Origin of the sequence: Pseudomonas sp. R3-57 (assembly GCF_051132065.1) — a bacterium.
In the GTDB taxonomy this organism is placed as follows: Bacteria; Pseudomonadota; Gammaproteobacteria; order Pseudomonadales; family Pseudomonadaceae; genus Aquipseudomonas.
The window spans coordinates 5,254,571-5,272,403 of record NZ_CP071655.1 but is presented as its reverse complement, the minus strand read 5'-3'; the positions used below and the strand labels follow the sequence as shown (position 1 = coordinate 5,272,403).

The following is a 17,833-nucleotide window of genomic DNA, read 5'->3' as shown; positions in this document are numbered from 1 at the left end:
ATGGGAGCTGAAGAGGTCTATATATACGACTCTCACGAAGAGCTTGTTTCTTCGATGCATGCAGCTAATCGGCCGGTAGCCGACTTGGTGCGAGAGATTCAAAATATATATTTGGCGGACTCCCGGCCTTGGGTAGTAGGTTTTAGTGGCGGTAAGGACTCAACCGTTATTTTATCCTTGACATATATTGCAATTTTTTTGTTGCCCGTAGAGCAGCGGACCAAGCATGTATATGTCGTGTCGTCTGACACGTTGGTTGAAACTCCTGTTGTTGTAGATATGATTAAGGCGTCGTTGGCGGCAGTCAATGATAGTTCTTTGGCTAATTGCATGCCTATCAGTGCGCACGCCGTAATGCCAAAAAAGGATAATACTTTCTGGGTTAACCTCTTAGGTAGAGGTTATCCTGCGCCAACTAGAAGTTTTAGATGGTGTACTGAACGTATGAAGATCAATCCTGTAAGTGAGTTTATTCTAGATAAAGTGGCCTCATTTGGGGAGGTTGTAGTTGTTTTGGGTTCTCGAAGCCAGGAAAGTTCATCCCGGGCACAAGTGATAGCAAAGCATAAAATAGATGGTTCAGCATTAAGTAGGCACTCGTCGCTCCCCAATGCCTATACCTATATGCCAATTGAGGCGTGGTCCTCGGATGAGGTTTGGGAGTATCTGATGAGTGCGCCGCGCCCTTGGGGCGGAAGTAATCGGGTGCTATTTGAGCTATACAAAGGCTCCAATGCAGGTGAGTGTCCACTCGTAATTGATACTAGCACTCCGTCCTGTGGCAATTCTAGATTTGGATGCTGGACTTGTACGGTTGTTACGCACGACAAGGCAATCGAGGGGCTAATTCAGTCTGGCGATACTTGGATGCAGCCTTTGTTGGATTTTAGGAATTTGCTTCATTTTAGTTCTCTCCCTGAGAATAAAGCTAAATATAGAAATCACCGGAGGCGGACAGGGAAAGTGACCTTTGCAAGATCTGAAGATATAGAAAATGACGACGAGAAGACCGCGAAGCATGTACCTGGGCCTTATCTTATGGCCTACAGGCGTGAGTGGTTGCAGCGGCTTCTCGAGATTGAGAAAAGTTTAAATGATAGTGGTCATGAGATTGAGCTTATTACTCGCAGTGAGCTTCAGTATATAAGGCAGCAGTGGTTATGTGACCCTAATGAGCCAGATTGGAAGGACTCCGTTCCTAAGATTTTTTCGGATGTATATCCAAATGAAGAAATTAATTGGATAAAGAATGATGCTGGAGCATTCACTGCTCCAGATGAGATGCTTTTAGAAGAGCTTTCTTCTCCTCGGGGAATTTCATCCTCGATGATTATGCGCCTGATAGACACAGAGCTATCATATATGGGGTTGTCGAAGCGATCAGGTATTCTGAATAAGATTGAATCTGTCCTTGATCAAGATTGGGAAGATTTGGAAGTCGTAAGTAAAAGAAAGTCTGAGCCGCGTAGCTCTACATATTATACTGATGAAGCAAATGCTATGAAAAATTTGATTGAAAGACTTACGCAATGATTATTGATGAGCTAATTCTTCAAGACTTTAGAGTCTTTCGTGGTCAGCACACTTTCGATCTAACTCCACGGAAAGTTTCAGGGAGAGAGCGCCCAATAATTTTGTTTGGTGGGCTGAATGGCGCCGGAAAAACAACTATCCTCACTGCTCTGAAACTGGCTATATATGGGCGTGGTGTACTTGGTAGCGTTTCACTCACGGATTATCATCAGTATCTTTCAGCCTCGATCCACAAGGCGCTTGATTGTCTGCTTCAGCCACATTACTCGTCAGTTCAGATAAAATTCCGGCATGCTCATCATGGACAGTTTAATATATATGAAGTCAAACGCGATTGGGCGCTGCTAGAATCGGGGAAAGTAAAAGAGAGCTTGAGGATTGTATGCGATGGCGACGTAAAGTCGGAATTGTCGTATGAGCAGTCTCAGGCATTTTTAAATGAGCTTATCCCTATTGGTGTGTCTGAGCTGTTCTTTTTTGATGGCGAAAAAATAAAAGAGCTTGCGGAGGAGACCACTGGTGGTTTACTCAAAGCTTCTATTGAGAAATTACTGGGGTTAGATGTTATTGCTCGGCTGGACTCCGATCTTTCTGTACTCGTCAGGACGAGGTCAGCAAAAGATGCGTCTAAGGAGAAGCTTTTAACTATCGAAGCTCTGGAACTAGAACTGGTTGCGTCGAAGGCTCTTTTGGCCGAACGTCAGCTTGATTTTCAAGCGGTTGATATTTCGTTTAAGCAGTTAAGTAAAAATATAGAAGCGCTTCAGAAAGAAATAGATGCTCGAGGTGGTGCGTGGAGCATAACAAAAAAGGATGAAACAGAAGCTCTTGGTGAGCTTCGCTTGAAGAAGGAATATTTAGAAGCAGCGCTTAGGGAAGTAGTTTCATCCAGTTTGCCCCTGGCGATTACAAAGGATCTAGGGAGGAGCCTTCTTCACACGCTTGATTCTGAAAGTAAGCTGAAGTTGGATATGAAGCTCGGAGGCATGATAGCTGCCAAGCGTGACGACTTTGTGAGTAAAGTAGAATCGTTTTCTAATCAGGAGGATCTGGTAGAGATTTTCGATTCTTTGTTTTCTGATTTTAATTTAAAGGAGAAAGGTTCGCTAATCCATGATTTGTCGGACACTCAGGTTGCAAGCATAAGTCAGCGGTTGGAGAGTTCAGGAAAACATCAGTTAAAGAAGGCTGAGACGCTAATTTCCCAGTTAGATGAGATTGAAGAAAAAATTGATTCGTTAGGGGTTAATTTGAGCCGAGCTCCCGACGATGAAGTTATAAAGCCTCTTACTGCAAGGCTCCAGTCCCTTTTAATTGACCTTGGGGAGTCTAAAGCTTATCGTTCTCGGTTGGCTGGTGAGCTTCGCCAATTGGTAAGTGGTATTTTGGAGGCAAGTAGAAAACTTGATCGCTTATATAATGAGATTACAGAATCTTCTAATAAAAATCGTTTGTTTGAACTGGCGGAAAATTCCAGGCTGATCTTGAAAGAGTTTATTAAGCGTACTTCTGAACGAAAAATTCGTGAGCTGGAAAGCCAGTTTGAGAAGGCTTTGCATAAGTTGTCTAGGAAAAGCCAGAATATCTTATCTATAGCTATTGATGAGAAAACTTATAGCGTGATGCTTCGTGATGCATCTGGTGTTGAAATTAACAAGAATGAATTGTCTGCAGGTGAGAAGCAAATTTATGCAATTGCCTTACTTGAAGGATTGGCTAGAACATCGGGTAGAAATCTGCCCGTTATAATTGATACGCCTTTAGGGCGCCTTGATTCCTTTCATAGAAAAAACCTCGTTGACCATTATTTTCCTGAGGCCAGTCACCAGGTTATAATTCTGTCCACGGATACTGAAATTGATTCCTCTTTTTATGAGGATCTGGATACCAGTATTTCGCATACATATTATCTTCATTTTGACCACGCTTCGGGTTCAACTAAAGTTCAAGATGGGTATTTTGAGCGTGTGGGAGGCGATAATGAATTTTCCAAATAGACTTAAAGTGTCTGTCGGGGCGACCGATAAATTAAAATATTTGAAAAGCAAGACTGGGGTCACGCCGAATATTCTTTGTCGGTTCGCGATAAGTTTGGCTCTTCGGGACTCTGTTAATGTGGATGATTCCTCAAAACTTGAGTTAAGTGGTCAGGAGTTTAATTCGTCTACGCTATTTGGAGAGAATGCAGATGTTTATTTTTGTTTGGTCTCTCAATACATTAGTGATAACGGATTGGAATCCGACATTGGCAAGATTATAGGATCTCTTGTAGAGGTTGGTCTTCACAAAATGGGGCATGTGAAGTCTATAAAGGAATTGGCTTTGATTGCTTGTAAGTAGTCTTGATTTGATAGTGGCTGGCCACTTGTAGGGAATTTATTTAATCTCAGGTGGTCGGCTTCTTTATTCCAATCTCACCGGTGGGCGCACTTTTTGCTTTCAACTGGTCGGTGAGTTTGGAGTTTTCGACACGAAATTCTTGTTCGAGTGATCCGAGCGAAGTGAATTTAACCCCAAGTCACTGATTCAGATTACATTGATTTGACCGATATGACTTCCACGAACCTGGATTTTTTTCTGGCCAGCTTTGTAGCTTCTTGTTCTGCAAATAGGTAGCTCAGCGTATCGGCATTCATGTACAAACTCGTGCATTTTTCCTTCGAATTCGTTCCCCACCCTCAGTGTAACTCTCAATCTGGGAGTAAAGGTTTTTGATAGTTTCTTTTTCTTCGCTACCTTTGTCGGCTCCGCGATCACGATTTCCGGTGCAGTGTCTTGCACGGTTTTGTCGATTACTGATGCTGGGGGCTCAGGCTCACCGAATAGAGCCCGACGCATTTCTTCTTCGGTCAGATCGGTAGTCATTGCATCTCTCGATAGGGTGCCGTGTATAGCTTTACCGATTCTATCACTGTGGATGGCTTCGGAAGTAAGAAGGCGTTGTGTGGTATCTGACCTGCTATAGCCACTAAAATTCGACGAACGTAAATTTCACTCGGAGCTCTCGTTCGAATGCGGCGCTTATTGACACTCATGCTTGTGTTGTCGCGGGTTCGCATTTACGCTTTGCTCCGTCGCGGTCAATCCCGCGACCGGGTGTCGCAACCTGAATCGAAACCAAGGCGCGGTATGTGCCATATCGCACAGTCAGCACTTCAAGTGCTAGCTGCTGCTTTTCTATGGTGCACCGTGCAGGGCAGGCTTCGGCCTGGCCGGGTTCCTTGGTTTCCGGTTTGCGACCCCTGTACGGTGTGCCACCCATTCGTGTCGCAACGGTGGATGGCATTCCTTAATCAAACCAAGGAGATAAGGAAAATGGCATGTCCCCCTTTTAAGCCCGGGCGCCACCGTGGCCGTCTGTTTTGCACTGCAAACTATCTCGGAGGATTCCGCGATGTTTGATCTCTCGCTTCTCATAGGCCTCCCCAAGCCCAACAGCATCGATACTTCATCGCTTACCCCTGAAGATGCCGCGATTAAACTAAGGCAGGCTGCCACTCTTCGGCTTAACGGAGCTCAGAGTATTCTGCTTCATTTTCCGCAAGACGTTGAGTTGGCGGTAGAGCTGCTGGATGATGCTGCAGTGCTATTTGACAAGGCGTTTCGATATCTGTCAGGTATCCCTGCTCAGCGCGTTCATCAGCAGGTTGGTGAGTACGTCTCTGTCCCTTCCGCTGAAGGCTGTCCCGGTCTCCGAACACCATGGGGCAATGAATTCCGCCCGATGATTGAGGACGGCGTTCGGTGTGCTGAGACCTGGCTCGATGGTTCATCATTGCCGCTGTGGTGGGCACTGGTGCAAAACCGAAAGCATCATCGCCCAGGTGATCCCCAAGAAGCATTTGAAGCAGGTTTTTTGCTGCGGTTGCAGCAGACGCTGATCATGCGACGTGAAGCCGTCAGCTCCCAATCAACCAGCTTTGATGCCTGAGTATATAATTGACGTTTGAGATTTGCTTTTCCCGCCAAACCCTCCGATCAAGCGATCTTTGATCGCGCTGATCGGAGGGTTCACTCGCTTTTTCTCGAAGCCACCTCGTTCTACTTTCCCATGTTCAAATTTGGTTAGCGCCGCGCTTGCTTTCACCCGTCAGTAATTCCCCGCGATTTCTATCGAGCGCTGCGCCATTTCAGTGTATGTGCGGATCTTCTCGTTGGGCATGGATGTAGGTGTGGCGACAGCGGCGACGCCGGCGACAATCCACGTAGAAAGTGGCCTGGAGCATGGCGACAAAACTGGCGACTGTCGCCACTTTCTGAGCGCTTCGGCAGTGACGCTTGACCGCTTTTTCGAGGGGGTATAAAAATTGGCGTACGGATCGCTGTCGTTGACAGCACCAGCCCAGGTAGCCAGAACCTTTAAGGCTACGCCACTTGTGTGGTGGTTCTTCCGAAGTGCGATTAGCGTCCGGCGGCTCGCACGGTCACTCCCCAAGAGTGATGGATGCCTACTCGACTGATCTGCCCACTGCGGCAGACGATGGACCTTTCTCGCTGCACTGCAGCAACCTCACCTCTCGGCACACTTCGCTGCGCCAATCCGCGCCCGTCTCTTTCTTCTGGAAAGAGACGGGCGCTCGTACCACTGCTGCAAGCCACGTCGTACAGGGCATTGCCGCAACTCTCCTCGTGACAATCGACCTGACAAATCCGATTCGTCGCCATTCGCAACGACACAGGCACCGGTGCCGCAGCCAATGGAAAGGCTGCATCTGACTGACAGTCAGGCATGCCCCAGGTGTCCATGTCGTTGCCTTCTCCTACTCCGGATCTCCAGGTGCCGAACTCGTCAGTCGGCACAGCCTCTACCCGCCCGCATCTTCGGATGCGACTAAGGAGGCCAGATTCATGGGGTTATGCCCTCGCTCCCGGTTGTAAGGAGCCGTTCGTTCCGCGTCAGTGAGCACCTCACAGGCCGCAGGGGCCTTGATCCCTGATAACACTCAACAACCGTGGCGGGACTACGTGAGGACAACCAGCAATGAACGAGGAGAGGGCCATGCAGCAGTTAGATCCGAAGCTTGAACTACCACAACCACCTCGACCGTTGATTGAGTCGAATCCCGTAGCCCAGCCTTATCCGGTGCAGTCACTGGGTGGGGTTCTTGGGCCTGCGGTGGAGCGCATGGCCGAGGTCATCGGCGTGCCCCAGGCATTGGCTGCACAATCGGTGTTGGCTGCCTCGGCGCTGGCTACCCAAGGTCATGCTGGCTTACAGCTCGACGGGAGAAATTATCCCCTCTCGCTGTACCTGATCACGGTGGCAGCTTCGGGGGATCGTAAAACGGCGGCAGACCGATCTGCATTGCTGCCAGCACGCCAATGGGAGCGTGAGCAGTGGCAGCGCTACCGCGAACAGCTTGCCCGGTACCGCGCCGCACAGCGCCAGATGCAGCGTATCAACCCTGCCGATCCCGACTCCGCGAACGGTGTACCGCTCGAAGCGGAGCCCTCTGCACCGAGGCTGATTACCACGGACCCAACTATTGAAGCGCTGATCAAAGGGCTCTGCCATGACCTGCCGAGCATGGGGTTGTTCTGCGATGAAGGGGGACAATTCCTCGGCAGCAGCACCATGAGTCGAGATAATCGTTTGAAAGCGGTTACGACCTTATCGTCACTCTGGGACGGCAGTCCGATAGATCGCGCGCGGTCTATGGCGGGTGAAAGCTTGCGAGCTTACGATCGACGCTTAAGCCTGCACCTGATGCTGCAACCGTATCTAGCCATGCAGTTACTCAGTGACCCATTGCTGCAGGGGCAAGGCATTCTCGGTCGCTGCCTCATCACCTGGCCCACCAGCCTGGCCGGACAACGCAGTTACCAGTCTGTCGACTTGTCCAAAGACCCCGCCCTAAAGCGATATCACCACCGTCTTTCGGCCCTGTTTCATCAGCCTTGGTCACTTTCCGCTGACGGTGCCTTGCGGCTATCACCGCTGACACTGAGTCCGTTAGCCCGCCGTCGCTGGATTGATTTGCATGATGCTATCGAAGCTCAGCTGGGGGAGTTTGGCGAGCTGGCCAGCGTACGGCCCAGCGGATCAAAGGCCGCCGATAACCTGCTGCGCGTCGCCGGCATTCTTGCAGTTGTGGAGGAGAGCAGCGTCGTGGAGGTCGACCATATCCAGCGGGCCTCCGCTTTAGTCGGCTACTACCTCACCGAGATCCAGCGCCTGACTGAGCAGGAGCCAGTGTGTCGGGTAAAGGAAGAGGCGGACCGGTTGCTGCGATGGCTACAGGTCAAAGATTGGAAGCGTTTCAGTATTCGTGAATTGAATCGCAACGGTCCCCGCTTTGCTCGTAAGAGCAGTCGTCATACCGCCAAGCTGTTGGTCGAATTGATTGATCATCAGTGGCTCATCACTGACGGCCACACCTTCGAGGTGCGCCATGTTCAATATTGATGAAGCGCTACGCAACCATCTGGCTCAGCGCCAAAAGGAGCCGAAAGCGCGGTTTGTCGCCGCTACTGTCGCCACTTTGTCGCCACGTTCAAAGCCAGGCAGGACAAGGGTTGTCGCCGCTGTCGCCGGTGTCGCCACTCCCCACAAAACTATTGCCTCGACGACAGCCATCATCCAATGGTTGGAAGAGCAGGGCGCGCAACTCTACGTCGCCAGCAACACGCTTTGTTTCCGTCCAACTGATTGGGCCCAGTTCGCTATTGTGAGTGCACACTGGCAAGCCCTTCTACATGAGCTTGCTGCAGTCGATCAGGAACAGAAAAATGGCTCGCGTCGGTAAGCGAGCGGGGCGCAATTTCGGCTTCGGTCGCCAGCTCAGCTATGCCGGACCGCAAGCCCTGAAAGATCTGTTTGGCGACGGCCATTTTGCTACCGTCAAAGCCCATAGTGATCGGTGGCAGGCCTTCGTGAACTGGTGTCGATCCGAGGAAGGGCCGAGGCTGAATGACGCGCGACAGATCGACCGTGACATCCTCATGCGGTACGCCACTTATGTGAGGGAGCAGGTTGATCAGGGCAACATCGGCATTGCCACCGCGCAGAACCGCCTGTCCAGTGTGAACCGAACGATGGCCGCGCTGCGCGGTGATCAGTACGTCAAAATCCCGAGCCCGAGTAAGGCGCTTGGCTTGCAGCGCTCAAGCGTGCGTAGTGAGGCTCCGCAAGGCCAAGACCGTGCGCAGGTCGAGTTGATCGCGCGGGCGCTGTTAGATCGTCAGCAATCGAGGGTGAGTGCCATTGTGCTCCTCGCCCGTGAGACTGGTATGCGCCTGCGCGAAGCGATCCTGGCCGATCTGCCCCGACTGCAACGTGAGGTTCGGCAGCTGGGCAAGATCAACATCCAAGATGGCACCAAAGGTGGTCGATCAGGGGCCTCAGCACCGCGCTGGATTACGGTAACGGATCAAGTTCGCGATGCCCTGGATTGGGCCCGCGCGACCTCACCCAATGGCAGCCGGAATTTGTTGGCGCCCGACGAAAGCTACAAAGACTTTATGCGGGCAGTTGTGCGACCGGCACGGGACATCCTGCATGAGTATGGATTGAAAGGCTTTCATGAGCTGCGGGCGGCTTACGCCTGTGAGCGCTATGAGCAACTAATCGGCTTTCCTGCACCCGTTAATGGTGGTCGTGTTCGTCTAGAGGATCGAGCACTCGATCAGCGAGCCCGTAAGCAGATCAGCCACGAGTTGGGACATAACCGCATCGATGTGGTGAGTGCCTACATCGGAGGCCGGCGATGACGGCCGAGTTCGACATAGCGTTGTTCCTGCGCCCCGTGCTCAAAGGTGCACATGCCACGCAGCAGCGGCACATCAGGCAAGCAGAAAGGATGCACGAGGTGATTCGTGAACGCTGGGGTTGCGCGACTCCCTGGTCCTGGAGAGAGAAGCACGTGAGATGGTTTCTGGAGCACTCTTTGCGATGCTCAGCTCCAGCTACCATCTATTACTACGAGTTAACAGCAGGGTTGATCCGCCGTAGAAAGGCAAAAACCGTGGTTGCCTGATAGACCTTTAAGCGTGAGCCCCTGAGTATGGGAATGCGGAGCCTTCCCATACTCAGGGGCTTGGCTGAAAAAGCGCAGGCATACCAGAGATCTGGCAACTGTCGTCACTCCTTTCACCCTACTACACGACACGAATCGTAGCCGGTGCCGCGTACCTTTTGGATGTTCAGCGAATCGGTACGACGTTGCGATCTCTGGTTTGATTGATAGCTGATGCCGACAGGCTGCCGGTGGCCGCGTTCTGGATATGTTCACTCCACCAAGCCATCATCGGACGCCGGCGTTCGATGTAGTCAGTCCTGTTGTAGGCGCTACGAACTTCGTCCTTGTCGACATGCGCCAGCGCGACCTCGATCAGTTCCGGATCCCAGCCATGCTCATTCAGGATGGTGCTCGCCATCGAGCGCAAGCCGTGGCTGACTAGACGGTCCTGAAAGCCCATGCGCTTCAACGCCATGTTGGCGGTCTGGCTATTGGCATGGGTGCGGGGGTTTCTATCTGAGGGGAACACGTACTCTCTGTTACCACTGAGTTGCTTGAGTGTTTCCAGTAACGAAAGTGCCTGATCGGTGAGGGGGATTGTGTGCGGGCGCCGCTTTTTCATGCGCTCTGGCGGAATGGTCCAAATGCGCTTGTCGAAGTCGATATCTGCCCATCGTGTGGTGGCTGCTTCGGCGGGGCGGGTCATCGTGTGCAACTGCCATTCGATCAGGCAGCGGGTCGTACGCTTGATGCTGGCATTCGCGATTTCCATCATGAGCTCGGGAAGCTCCTCAGGTGGCAGCGCAGCCATGTTCTCTTTCTTGGGTTTCTTGAACACCGCCCGAATTCCATTGAGGGGGTTCGCAAATATCAGCCCGGAGTTGACCCCGTAGGTCATGATCTCGTTGAGTCGTTGACTCAATCGTTTCACGGTTTCGAGACTCCCTTTGGCCTCGATTGGGCGAAGGATTTTGATAACCATCGGAGCAGTGATTTGAGAGAGCGGCGTTGTTTTCATGCTTGGGAACACATGGAGCGTCAGCGACCTCCAAATGTCTTCGGCGTAGGCTTTGGTTACGGAGTCTTTCTTCAGTTCGAACCAGGCGGTGGCCACCTTCTCGAACGTGTGTTCAGTCTCAGCAAGTTTGGCTTGCCTTACCTCATCACGCTGGGTTTTGGGATCAATGCCCAAAGCGAGCAGCTCACGCGCCTCTGCTGCTTTCTTCCGGGCGTTGGCTAGCGAGAGGTCGGGGTATGGACCGAGCGCCATATTAAGACGGGCTCTGGTCAACGGCTCGCGGTAATTGAAATTCCACATCATCGAGCCGCTGGCGCGTACTCGAAGCTGCAGGCCGTCGCCATCGCTGAGGACGAAGTCTTTACCAGTTGCCTTGACTGCCTTGAGCTGGCGATCAGAGAGGCGGGTTGCGTTAGTAGGCATGGGGGCTACCTCCAGCACCGTTTTGGTATCCTGAAAATAGCATTTGGTAACTCTGGATACCACCTGGGATACCAAAGCGCATGGAACTCAGAAATCCTCCAAAGCCCCCAAAAGAGCTGAAACCCCCGTATTTACTGGATTTCAGGCACAAAAAAAGACGTCCGTGGACGTCTTTAGATGATGAAGTGGTGGAGCCGGGGGGATTTGAACCCCCGTCCGCCAGTACTCCGCTGTCGGTACTACATGCGTAGCCGTGTCTATTAAGTTAACCCTCAGCGACCCGACGGGCAGGGTGCTTTGGGCGAGTTGTGTAAGTTTTAGCCGCTTCGTCCACAACGTACTGCACGGCGATTCTGTTCTATATGACAATCATTTCGGGTTTACAGACATCCCCTGATGATTGCTGGACCCGAAGGTACCAGTAGCATTGTCAGCTGCAATTAAGCAGCGAGAGCAACACCGTATTGGTCGTCATTGGCAACTATAAGTAGTTGCAACAGTGGATTTACGACTTCTGTTACCAAGTCGGCATGCACCTAGAGTTTCGCAACCGGCGTCGAATCCTAAACGGCCCCGAACTCATTGCTCAGTGAATCTGTTTGAGCAACAAGCCTGCACAGTGTACGTCAATCAGCCCGCGAGGCCAACCCGCAGGTTGGCCCGGCGTTGATCAATTGTTGGTGCCGGTGGCTTTGCGCATTTCCACGATGAGTTGCGAGGTTTCCGCAACGCAGTCGTCGATTTTGCCTTCGGCTTTAAGCGACTGGGCTCTGGCCACGCTGGTTTCAGCGCGCTGCACCAGCTCTGGTTTAGCCGCCAGCTGCGCCTTGGAGTTGTTGATCGTCTGAATATTGGCATCACACAGATCGGCTGGCTTGTCAGCGGCGAACGAAGTGGAGGCCATCATCGAGGCAGTAACGAACAGACCTAACAGTACAGAACGCTTCATGTGTATCTCCTTGAACTGAGGGATCCAGGCTTCGCTGACCATGGGATGGGCCACCGAATGGAGGAAAAGCCCCGATTGTTCGGGGCTTGTTCTGTGGACTGCCGTCTCGCTCAAGGGTTCTATTTTTCTTCAGACGGCTTTTGCACGGGTTACCCGGTCCACCAGATAGACCAGCCCGTGGTAGTCGATTCCCCCGTGTTGCGTCAGGCCGATTTCGCACGTGCGGCTGGTCGAGATGCCTTCGCTGCACTGCTGCACCGCATCCTTGAGTGTGCGCAGCGAGTGGCTGTTCAGCTCCGGTGTGGTGAAACCTTTGTCGCCGGCAAACCCACAGCAATGAATGCCTTCTGGGATCACTACGTTTTTGCTGCACTTGCGCGCCAGCTCGATCAGCGCCTGGCTTTCACCCAGATGCTGGGTGCTGCAGGTCACGTGCACGGCAATCGGTGCGTCTTGCGGGGTGAAATCCAGGCGATCTGCCAGATGAGTACGGATGAAACGCACCGGATCGTACAGATCCAGACGCGATTCGCCGACGTCCTGCACCAGCCGCAACGTACACGGGCTGGTGTCGCAATAGATCGGGTCGAGCCCGCCGCGGCTGGCGTGCAACAGTGCGCTGATCAGTTCCTGGCGCTTGTGTTCGGCCTGTTCGGCGTAGCCCTTGGAGGCGAACGGCTGACCGCAGCAGAGATTGTCGAGATTGTCCGGGAACACCACCTGGTAACCGGCCTTTTCCAGCAGGCCGCGGGTTTTGTCGTAGAGCGACATTTGCTCTTTGTCGCCCGCCGCCGGGCCCATGACCCGTGATACGCACGCGGCCAGATACACCACGCGCGGACGCTCGTCTGCGACGTTCGGGCTGAAGCGAATGGCTTTTTCCGGCTGCGGCATTGCGTTGGTCCACAGCGGCACCTGGCCTTTGGACAGTCGGGTCAGACTTGCCGACAGTTTCGCCAGACGCGGTGCGCCGAGCAGCATTCGCGCGCCGTTAGCGACGTGCAGGGTGAAGCGTGCGCCTTGCAGGGTCTTGGCGAAATTTCCTTCGATCCAGTCGGCGGTTTTCTGATGGGTTGCGTGTAGGCCGCGGAGCTTTTTCACCAGCTCGCCAGTATTGATGCCGACCGGGCAGCGTTGCGCGCACAGACCGGTCGCCGCGCAGGTTTCGATGCCTTGGTACTCGTAGGCTTCTTCCAGCTCGCGGGTGTCGATGCCTGCACGTTTGCGCGCCTGAATGTCGCGCCAGATGACAATGCGCTGGCGCGGGCTCAGGGTCAGGCCTTTCGACGGGCAGACCGGTTCGCAGAAACCGCACTCGATGCACTTATCCACAATCTCATCGGCGGCCGGCAGCGGTTTCAGGTGTTTGAGGTGGATCTGCGGATCCTCGCTGAGGACCACGTCGGGGTTGAGAATGCCGTTGGGGTCGAGCAGGCGCTTGAGCTGCCACATCAACTGATAGGCGTCGCTGCCCCATTCCAGTTCGACGAACGGCGCCATGTTGCGCCCGGTGCCGTGCTCGGCTTTCAATGAACCGCCAAATTCCACCGCCACGAGTTGCGCGACGTCGTCCATGAACGCCTGATAGCGTGCGACTTCTTCCGGGTTGTTGAAGCCTTGAGTGAAGACGAAGTGCAGATTGCCTTCCAGCGCGTGTCCGAAAAGGATCGCTTCGGCGTAGGCATGTTTGTCGAACAGCTCGATCAGGCGATTGACGCCGATTGCCAGTTGCTCGACCGGAAAGGTCACATCTTCGATGATCACTGTCGTGCCGGTTTTACGCACTGCGCCGACGGCGGGGAAGGTGTCCTTGCGGATCGCCCACAGGCGGGCGTTTTCCGCAGGGTCCTCAGTGAAGTCGACCTGCTTCTCCACCGGAAAACCGCTGAGCGACGCCATGATCTGCGCCAGTTGTTCCTGCAGCAACGTGGAAGATGCGGCGCGGGATTCGATGAGCAAGGCACAGGCATTATTCGACAGCTGCTGTACGAAAGCAGGCATGCCCGGTTTGTCTTGCACCGAACGCAGGCTGCGTCGGTCGAGCAATTCGACGGCGGACACCGGTTGGCGTTTCAGCACGGTGACGGCGTTGCAGCAGGTTTCCACATCGGGGAAGACAATCAGCGCCGAGGCTTTGTTCGGGTGGTCAATCACCGTGTCGTAGGTCACCGCGCTGATGAAGCCGAGGGTGCCTTCGGAGCCGACCAGCAAGTGGCTCAAGATATCCACGGGCTCGTCGAAATCCACCAGGGCGTTGAGCGACAGGCCGGTGGTATTTTTCAGACGGTATTTGTGGCGGATTCGTGCGGCCAGTTCGGCATTGGCGCGGGTCTCGCGGCCCAATGTCGCCAAGCGCTCGAGCAGCTCGCCATGGCTTGCGCGAAACGCCGCGACACTGGCTGCGTCTTCAGTGTCGAGGCGGGTGCCGTCAGCCAGCACCAGACGAATTCCGGCCAGGGTGTGATAGGTATTTTGCGCGGTTCCGCAGCACATGCCGCTGGCGTTGTTGGCGACGATGCCGCCGATTTTGCAGGCGTTGATCGACGCCGGGTCCGGGCCGATCTTGCGTCCGAACGGCGCCAGCCAGGCGTTGGCTTGCGCACCGATAACGCCCGGTTGCAGACGAATCTGCGTGCCTTGGCCACGGATCTCGCGGGCGTTCCAGTTATCCCCAAGCACGATCAGCACCGAATCGCTGATCGCCTGTCCGGACAGGCTGGTGCCAGCGGCGCGGAAGGTCACCGGGACATGGTCGCGCTGGGCCAGTTTCAACAACGTCACGACTTCGTCTTCAGACTCGACGCGGATCACCAGTTGCGGAATCAGCCGATAGAAACTGGCGTCGGTGCCGAAGGCCAGCGTTGATAGCGGATCGTCAAAACGGCGCTCGGCCGGGATCAGTTGCTCGGCGTCACGCAGGAAAGCGGCAGGAAGACTCATTGATCCTCCAGAATCAGCACGATCAAATCTTTCGGGCCGTGGGCGCCGTAGGCCAGCACTTGCTCGATGTCAGCGGTTTTCGACGGGCCGGACACCAGTAAGGCGTTGGTCGGCATGCCTTGCGCCCATTCGAATTCCGCTTGCACCTGGTAGAAGTTGTCGCGGATCTCGCTGGCCTTGAGCAGGGCGAAATGCACCGGCGGCACCAGGCTCATCAAACGCGGTTCTTCACGCGTGGGCCAGATAATCAGGCTGCCGGTGGCGGCGATCGCACCGAGGGTGCCAGTGAGGCTGGCCGGGGTGTCGTTGAACAGCTCGGCTTTCCATTCTTCAACCGGCCGGTCGTAGGATTTCAGCGCTGGCAGCCCGGGATTGTTCGCCCAGTGTTGTGTGATGCGTTGCCCGTGTGGTGTCGTTGGGGCGATCAGCAGACTCGGCAACTGGCGATCCCGCAGCAATTGCGCAAGCAGCGCCGGCCATGCTTCGGCCGAGGTCAGATGGATTTCGGTGTGCACCGCTTCCATCAATTTGCGCAGTTGCGGAATGCGTTGTTCGGCGCTGTAGGTGTAAGGCTGCGTCACCAGTTCGACATCGAAGTTGTCGGCGATTGGCGTGGTGCCGGTCAGACTTTTCCTGAGTTTGCCGAGGATATTGTGCTTGGCGCTCATCAACGATCTCCCTGTTTGGCCAGATGCTCGCGGGCCATGTCGTGCAGTGAGCGAGCGGCGGGTTTCGGTGCGCTGTGGTTTTGCGTCCACGGGCCAACATTTTTCGGCGTGAGCGCGCGCAGCCGGGTTGCGAAGAAACCGAACAGGCGATACAGCGTCGGCGAGCTGTTGAGTTTCGCCCAGGCGTTCCAGATCAAGCGTTCCTTGCGCGAATACTTGCTGCCCTGACCGCGCATCACTTGGTGCGGCGAGTCCGGCGCTTTGACGTTTTCTTCGCGCAAGCGGCGCAAAATGGCCGGGATCGGAATTTTCACCGGGCACACTTCACCGCAGGCGCCGCACAGCGAGGACGCGCTCGGGTGGTCCGGGACTTTCGCCAGGCCGACCATGTGCGGGGTGATGATTTTGCCGATCGGCCCCGGGTAGACCTCGCCATAGGTGTGGCCGCCGACGCGGGTGTACACGGGGCAATGATTCATGCAGGCGCCGCAGCGGATGCAATTGAGGGTCTGGCGCAATTCACTGTCGGCAAAGGCCTGGCTGCGGCCGTTGTCGAGCAACACCAGATGCACTTCCTGCGGGCCGTCGAGTTCATGTTCCTTGCGCGGGCCGGAGATCATGTTGACGTAAGTGGTGATCGGAATGCCCAGCGCCGAGCGGGTCAGCAGGGACAGTAACGGCACCACGTCGCGCAGGTTTTCCACGACTTTTTCGATGCCGGTGACAGCGATGTGCACCGGTGGCACGCTGGTGGTCATGCGGCCGTTGCCTTCGTTTTCCACCAGCAGCAGGGCGCCGGTTTCGGCCACGGCGAAGTTGACGCCGGAGACGCCGATGTCAGCTTCGAAGAATTTCTGCCGCAGGACTTTGCGACCGATCTGAATGAGTTGGTCAACGTCCTTGGTGTACTCCACGCCAAGTTTGTCGTGGAACAAGGACGCGACCTGACCGGCGTTCTTGTGGATCGCCGGCATAATGATGTGTGAAGGCTTCTCGTGGTCGAGCTGGACGATGTATTCCCCCATGTCGGACTCCAGACATTCAATGTCCCGAGCCTCGAGGAAATGGTTCATCTCCATCTCTTCGCTGACCATCGATTTGCCCTTGATCACTTGCCGCGCCTCGTGAGCGCGGATGATCGAGAGGACGATGCCATTGGCTTCGTCCACCGTTTCCGCCCAGTGCACTGTCACACCGTTGCGGGTCAGGTTCTGTTCCAGTTGCTCGAGCAGGTCGGGCAATCTGGACAGCGCGCGGGCCTTGATCGAATTGCCCAGCGCGCGCAAATGTTCTCGTTCATGGGCATCACTGAAAGCGGCGGCGCGCTTGGTCATCAGTGAGTCCATGGCAGTACGGAAGTTGTTCCGCAGCTGCTGATCACCGAGGGCGTTGTGCGCCCGGGTGCGGAAATCTTCTTCTACGGCGACCGTAGGAATAATCGTCGAGGTGCTCATTGCGCACCTCCGGTTCGTTGCCAGAGGAAGCTCGCCAGGTGTTGCCCGCGCAGCGCTTCCCGTTGTTTCTCCAGTGCGCCGTTGATGTTCATCAGGCAGCCACAGTCGGCACTGAGAACCTGATGCGCGCCGGATTCCTTCAAGGCCCGGGTCTTGTCAGCCACCATCGCCCCGGAAATGTCTGGCATACGGACGCTGAATGTTCCGCCGAAGCCACAGCATTCGCTTTCGTGGTCGTGGTCGACCCGTTCCACGTTGCTCAACTGCGCCAACAGCTCGCGGCCGTGCAGGTGGGTGTTCATTTCGCGGCGCGCCGAACACGAGGTGTGCAGCGCGACTTTCACCGGTTCGCCGCTGTCCTTGAGCTGCACCTTGCAGACGAACAGCAGAAACTCGGCCAGTTCATAGGTGCGGGCTGCGAGGGCCTGTACCTGTTTCAACGTCTCCGGCTCGTCCTTGAACAAGTCGGCGTAATGCTCGCGCAACATGCCGGCGCAGGAACCCGACGGCACCACCACCGGATAATCCCCGGCAAACAGCGCCAGTTGCGAGCGCGCTACGGCCCGCGCCTGCTCGGTGTAACCCGAGGTGTAGGCCGGTTGCCCGCAGCAGCTCTGCCCTTGCGGGTACTCGACCCGAATGCCTTCGCGCTCCAGCAGGTGGATCGCGTCCATCCCGGCTTCGGGGTAGAACAGATCGACCACACACGTGCCGAACAGGTAAACCCGCGACGGTTTCTCGCTGGGGTATTGCCGAGGTTCGGGCAGTGGTGGCGCCACGCGGGTCGCGTTTGGCACAGCGTTGTAAAAAAGCTCGCTCATCAGGCGTGTCTCCGGGTGGTCCCGGTTATCCGTCTGCGGCGGCTGCTGAATATAGAGCGCATTGCTTTC

14 protein-coding genes, 1 other RNA gene and 1 pseudogene are annotated in these 17,833 nt (G+C 54.8%); 8 read left to right on the top strand and 8 right to left on the bottom strand.

The annotated features are described in order from the left end of the window. The 3 genes from dndC to J3P93_RS23770 are packed head-to-tail and all read left to right on the top strand — an operon-like array spanning position 1 to position 3,873. Entirely contained in the window at positions 1-1,533 is a 1,533-nt protein-coding gene (dndC, locus tag J3P93_RS23780; RefSeq protein WP_434592502.1) for a DNA phosphorothioation system sulfurtransferase DndC, read from the top strand. Next, positions 1,530-3,530, top strand: a complete 2,001-nt coding sequence (gene dndD / locus J3P93_RS23775) for a DNA sulfur modification protein DndD (RefSeq protein ID WP_434592499.1) — start codon at positions 1,530-1,532, stop codon at positions 3,528-3,530. The genes dndC and dndD overlap by 4 nt, the downstream gene beginning before the upstream one ends. Beyond that, a complete protein-coding gene (locus J3P93_RS23770; protein WP_434592496.1) occupies positions 3,514-3,873 on the top strand; it encodes a DndE family protein in 360 nt (119 codons plus the stop codon). Before dndD ends, J3P93_RS23770 begins: the two co-directional genes overlap by 17 nt. Positions 3,874-4,064: 191 nt before the next feature. On the opposite strand, the pseudogene J3P93_RS23765 reads toward J3P93_RS23770, so the two are convergent. Further along, positions 4,065-4,398: pseudogene (locus tag J3P93_RS23765) on the bottom strand (hypothetical protein). Between the two features lie 529 nt (positions 4,399-4,927). Here J3P93_RS23765 and J3P93_RS23760 point away from each other — a divergent pair. The 5 genes from J3P93_RS23760 (at position 4,928) to J3P93_RS23740 (ending at position 9,509) form a co-directional block, all read left to right on the top strand. Continuing rightward, positions 4,928-5,464: a LasR-specific antiactivator QslA gene (locus tag J3P93_RS23760; RefSeq protein ID WP_150689288.1), complete on the top strand. Its 537-nt coding sequence runs from the start codon at positions 4,928-4,930 to the stop codon at positions 5,462-5,464. Positions 5,465-6,532: 1,068 nt separating this feature from the next. Then, complete coding sequence (locus tag J3P93_RS23755; protein ID WP_434592493.1) at positions 6,533-7,939, top strand: YfjI family protein; 1,407 nt, start codon at positions 6,533-6,535, stop codon at positions 7,937-7,939. Beyond that, on the top strand, positions 7,926-8,279 hold the full coding sequence (locus J3P93_RS23750) for a hypothetical protein (RefSeq protein WP_434592490.1): 354 nt from the start codon (positions 7,926-7,928) through the stop codon (positions 8,277-8,279). Before J3P93_RS23755 ends, J3P93_RS23750 begins: the two co-directional genes overlap by 14 nt. Further along, the gene (locus tag J3P93_RS23745; RefSeq protein WP_434592487.1) at positions 8,263-9,243 is read left to right on the top strand and encodes an integrase domain-containing protein; all 981 of its coding nucleotides are present in this window, start codon (positions 8,263-8,265) and stop codon (positions 9,241-9,243) included. The genes J3P93_RS23750 and J3P93_RS23745 overlap by 17 nt, the downstream gene beginning before the upstream one ends. Further along, positions 9,240-9,509: a hypothetical protein gene (locus tag J3P93_RS23740; protein WP_434592484.1), complete on the top strand. Its 270-nt coding sequence runs from the start codon at positions 9,240-9,242 to the stop codon at positions 9,507-9,509. The genes J3P93_RS23745 and J3P93_RS23740 overlap by 4 nt, the downstream gene beginning before the upstream one ends. A 166-nt stretch (positions 9,510-9,675) precedes the next feature. On the opposite strand, the gene J3P93_RS23735 is transcribed toward J3P93_RS23740, so the two are convergent. The 7 genes from J3P93_RS23735 to J3P93_RS23705 form a co-directional block, all read right to left on the bottom strand. Then, on the bottom strand, positions 9,676-10,932 hold the full coding sequence (locus J3P93_RS23735) for an integrase domain-containing protein (RefSeq protein ID WP_130888405.1): 1,257 nt from the start codon (positions 10,930-10,932) through the stop codon (positions 9,676-9,678). Between the two features lie 186 nt (positions 10,933-11,118). Continuing rightward, positions 11,119-11,507: a transfer-messenger RNA gene (gene ssrA, locus J3P93_RS23730) on the bottom strand. Positions 11,508-11,602: 95 nt separating this feature from the next. Next, a complete protein-coding gene (locus J3P93_RS23725) occupies positions 11,603-11,881 on the bottom strand; it encodes a hypothetical protein (protein WP_434598481.1) in 279 nt (92 codons plus the stop codon). 129 nt (positions 11,882-12,010) lie between these two features. Next, entirely contained in the window at positions 12,011-14,821 is a 2,811-nt protein-coding gene (locus tag J3P93_RS23720; RefSeq protein WP_434592481.1) for an FAD-binding and (Fe-S)-binding domain-containing protein, read from the bottom strand. Next, complete coding sequence (locus tag J3P93_RS23715; RefSeq protein WP_434592479.1) at positions 14,818-15,489, bottom strand: LutC/YkgG family protein; 672 nt, start codon at positions 15,487-15,489, stop codon at positions 14,818-14,820. The genes J3P93_RS23720 and J3P93_RS23715 overlap by 4 nt, the downstream gene beginning before the upstream one ends. Continuing rightward, a complete protein-coding gene (locus J3P93_RS23710) occupies positions 15,489-16,943 on the bottom strand; it encodes a LutB/LldF family L-lactate oxidation iron-sulfur protein (RefSeq protein ID WP_434592477.1) in 1,455 nt (484 codons plus the stop codon). Before J3P93_RS23710 ends, J3P93_RS23715 begins: the two co-directional genes overlap by 1 nt. Beyond that, on the bottom strand, positions 16,940-17,764 hold the full coding sequence (locus J3P93_RS23705) for a (Fe-S)-binding protein (RefSeq protein WP_434592475.1): 825 nt from the start codon (positions 17,762-17,764) through the stop codon (positions 16,940-16,942). The genes J3P93_RS23710 and J3P93_RS23705 overlap by 4 nt, the downstream gene beginning before the upstream one ends. Between the last annotated feature and the right edge of the window lie 69 nt (positions 17,765-17,833).

What these genes read in the sequence shown, in the direction of transcription:
- dndC (WP_434592502.1), top strand. Translation starts at nt 1, where the DNA reads ATGGGAGCTGAAGAGGTCTATATATACGACTCTCACGAAGAGCTTGTT.
- dndD (WP_434592499.1), top strand. Translation starts at nt 1,530, where the DNA reads ATGATTATTGATGAGCTAATTCTTCAAGACTTTAGAGTCTTTCGTGGT.
- J3P93_RS23770 (WP_434592496.1), top strand. Translation starts at nt 3,514, where the DNA reads ATGAATTTTCCAAATAGACTTAAAGTGTCTGTCGGGGCGACCGATAAA.
- J3P93_RS23760 (WP_150689288.1), top strand. Translation starts at nt 4,928, where the DNA reads ATGTTTGATCTCTCGCTTCTCATAGGCCTCCCCAAGCCCAACAGCATC.
- J3P93_RS23755 (WP_434592493.1), top strand. Translation starts at nt 6,533, where the DNA reads ATGCAGCAGTTAGATCCGAAGCTTGAACTACCACAACCACCTCGACCG.
- J3P93_RS23750 (WP_434592490.1), top strand. Translation starts at nt 7,926, where the DNA reads ATGTTCAATATTGATGAAGCGCTACGCAACCATCTGGCTCAGCGCCAA.
- J3P93_RS23745 (WP_434592487.1), top strand. Translation starts at nt 8,263, where the DNA reads ATGGCTCGCGTCGGTAAGCGAGCGGGGCGCAATTTCGGCTTCGGTCGC.
- J3P93_RS23740 (WP_434592484.1), top strand. Translation starts at nt 9,240, where the DNA reads ATGACGGCCGAGTTCGACATAGCGTTGTTCCTGCGCCCCGTGCTCAAA.
- J3P93_RS23735 (WP_130888405.1), bottom strand. Translation starts at nt 10,932, where the DNA reads ATGCCTACTAACGCAACCCGCCTCTCTGATCGCCAGCTCAAGGCAGTC.
- J3P93_RS23725 (WP_434598481.1), bottom strand. Translation starts at nt 11,881, where the DNA reads ATGAAGCGTTCTGTACTGTTAGGTCTGTTCGTTACTGCCTCGATGATG.
- J3P93_RS23720 (WP_434592481.1), bottom strand. Translation starts at nt 14,821, where the DNA reads ATGAGTCTTCCTGCCGCTTTCCTGCGTGACGCCGAGCAACTGATCCCG.
- J3P93_RS23715 (WP_434592479.1), bottom strand. Translation starts at nt 15,489, where the DNA reads ATGAGCGCCAAGCACAATATCCTCGGCAAACTCAGGAAAAGTCTGACC.
- J3P93_RS23710 (WP_434592477.1), bottom strand. Translation starts at nt 16,943, where the DNA reads ATGAGCACCTCGACGATTATTCCTACGGTCGCCGTAGAAGAAGATTTC.
- J3P93_RS23705 (WP_434592475.1), bottom strand. Translation starts at nt 17,764, where the DNA reads ATGAGCGAGCTTTTTTACAACGCTGTGCCAAACGCGACCCGCGTGGCG.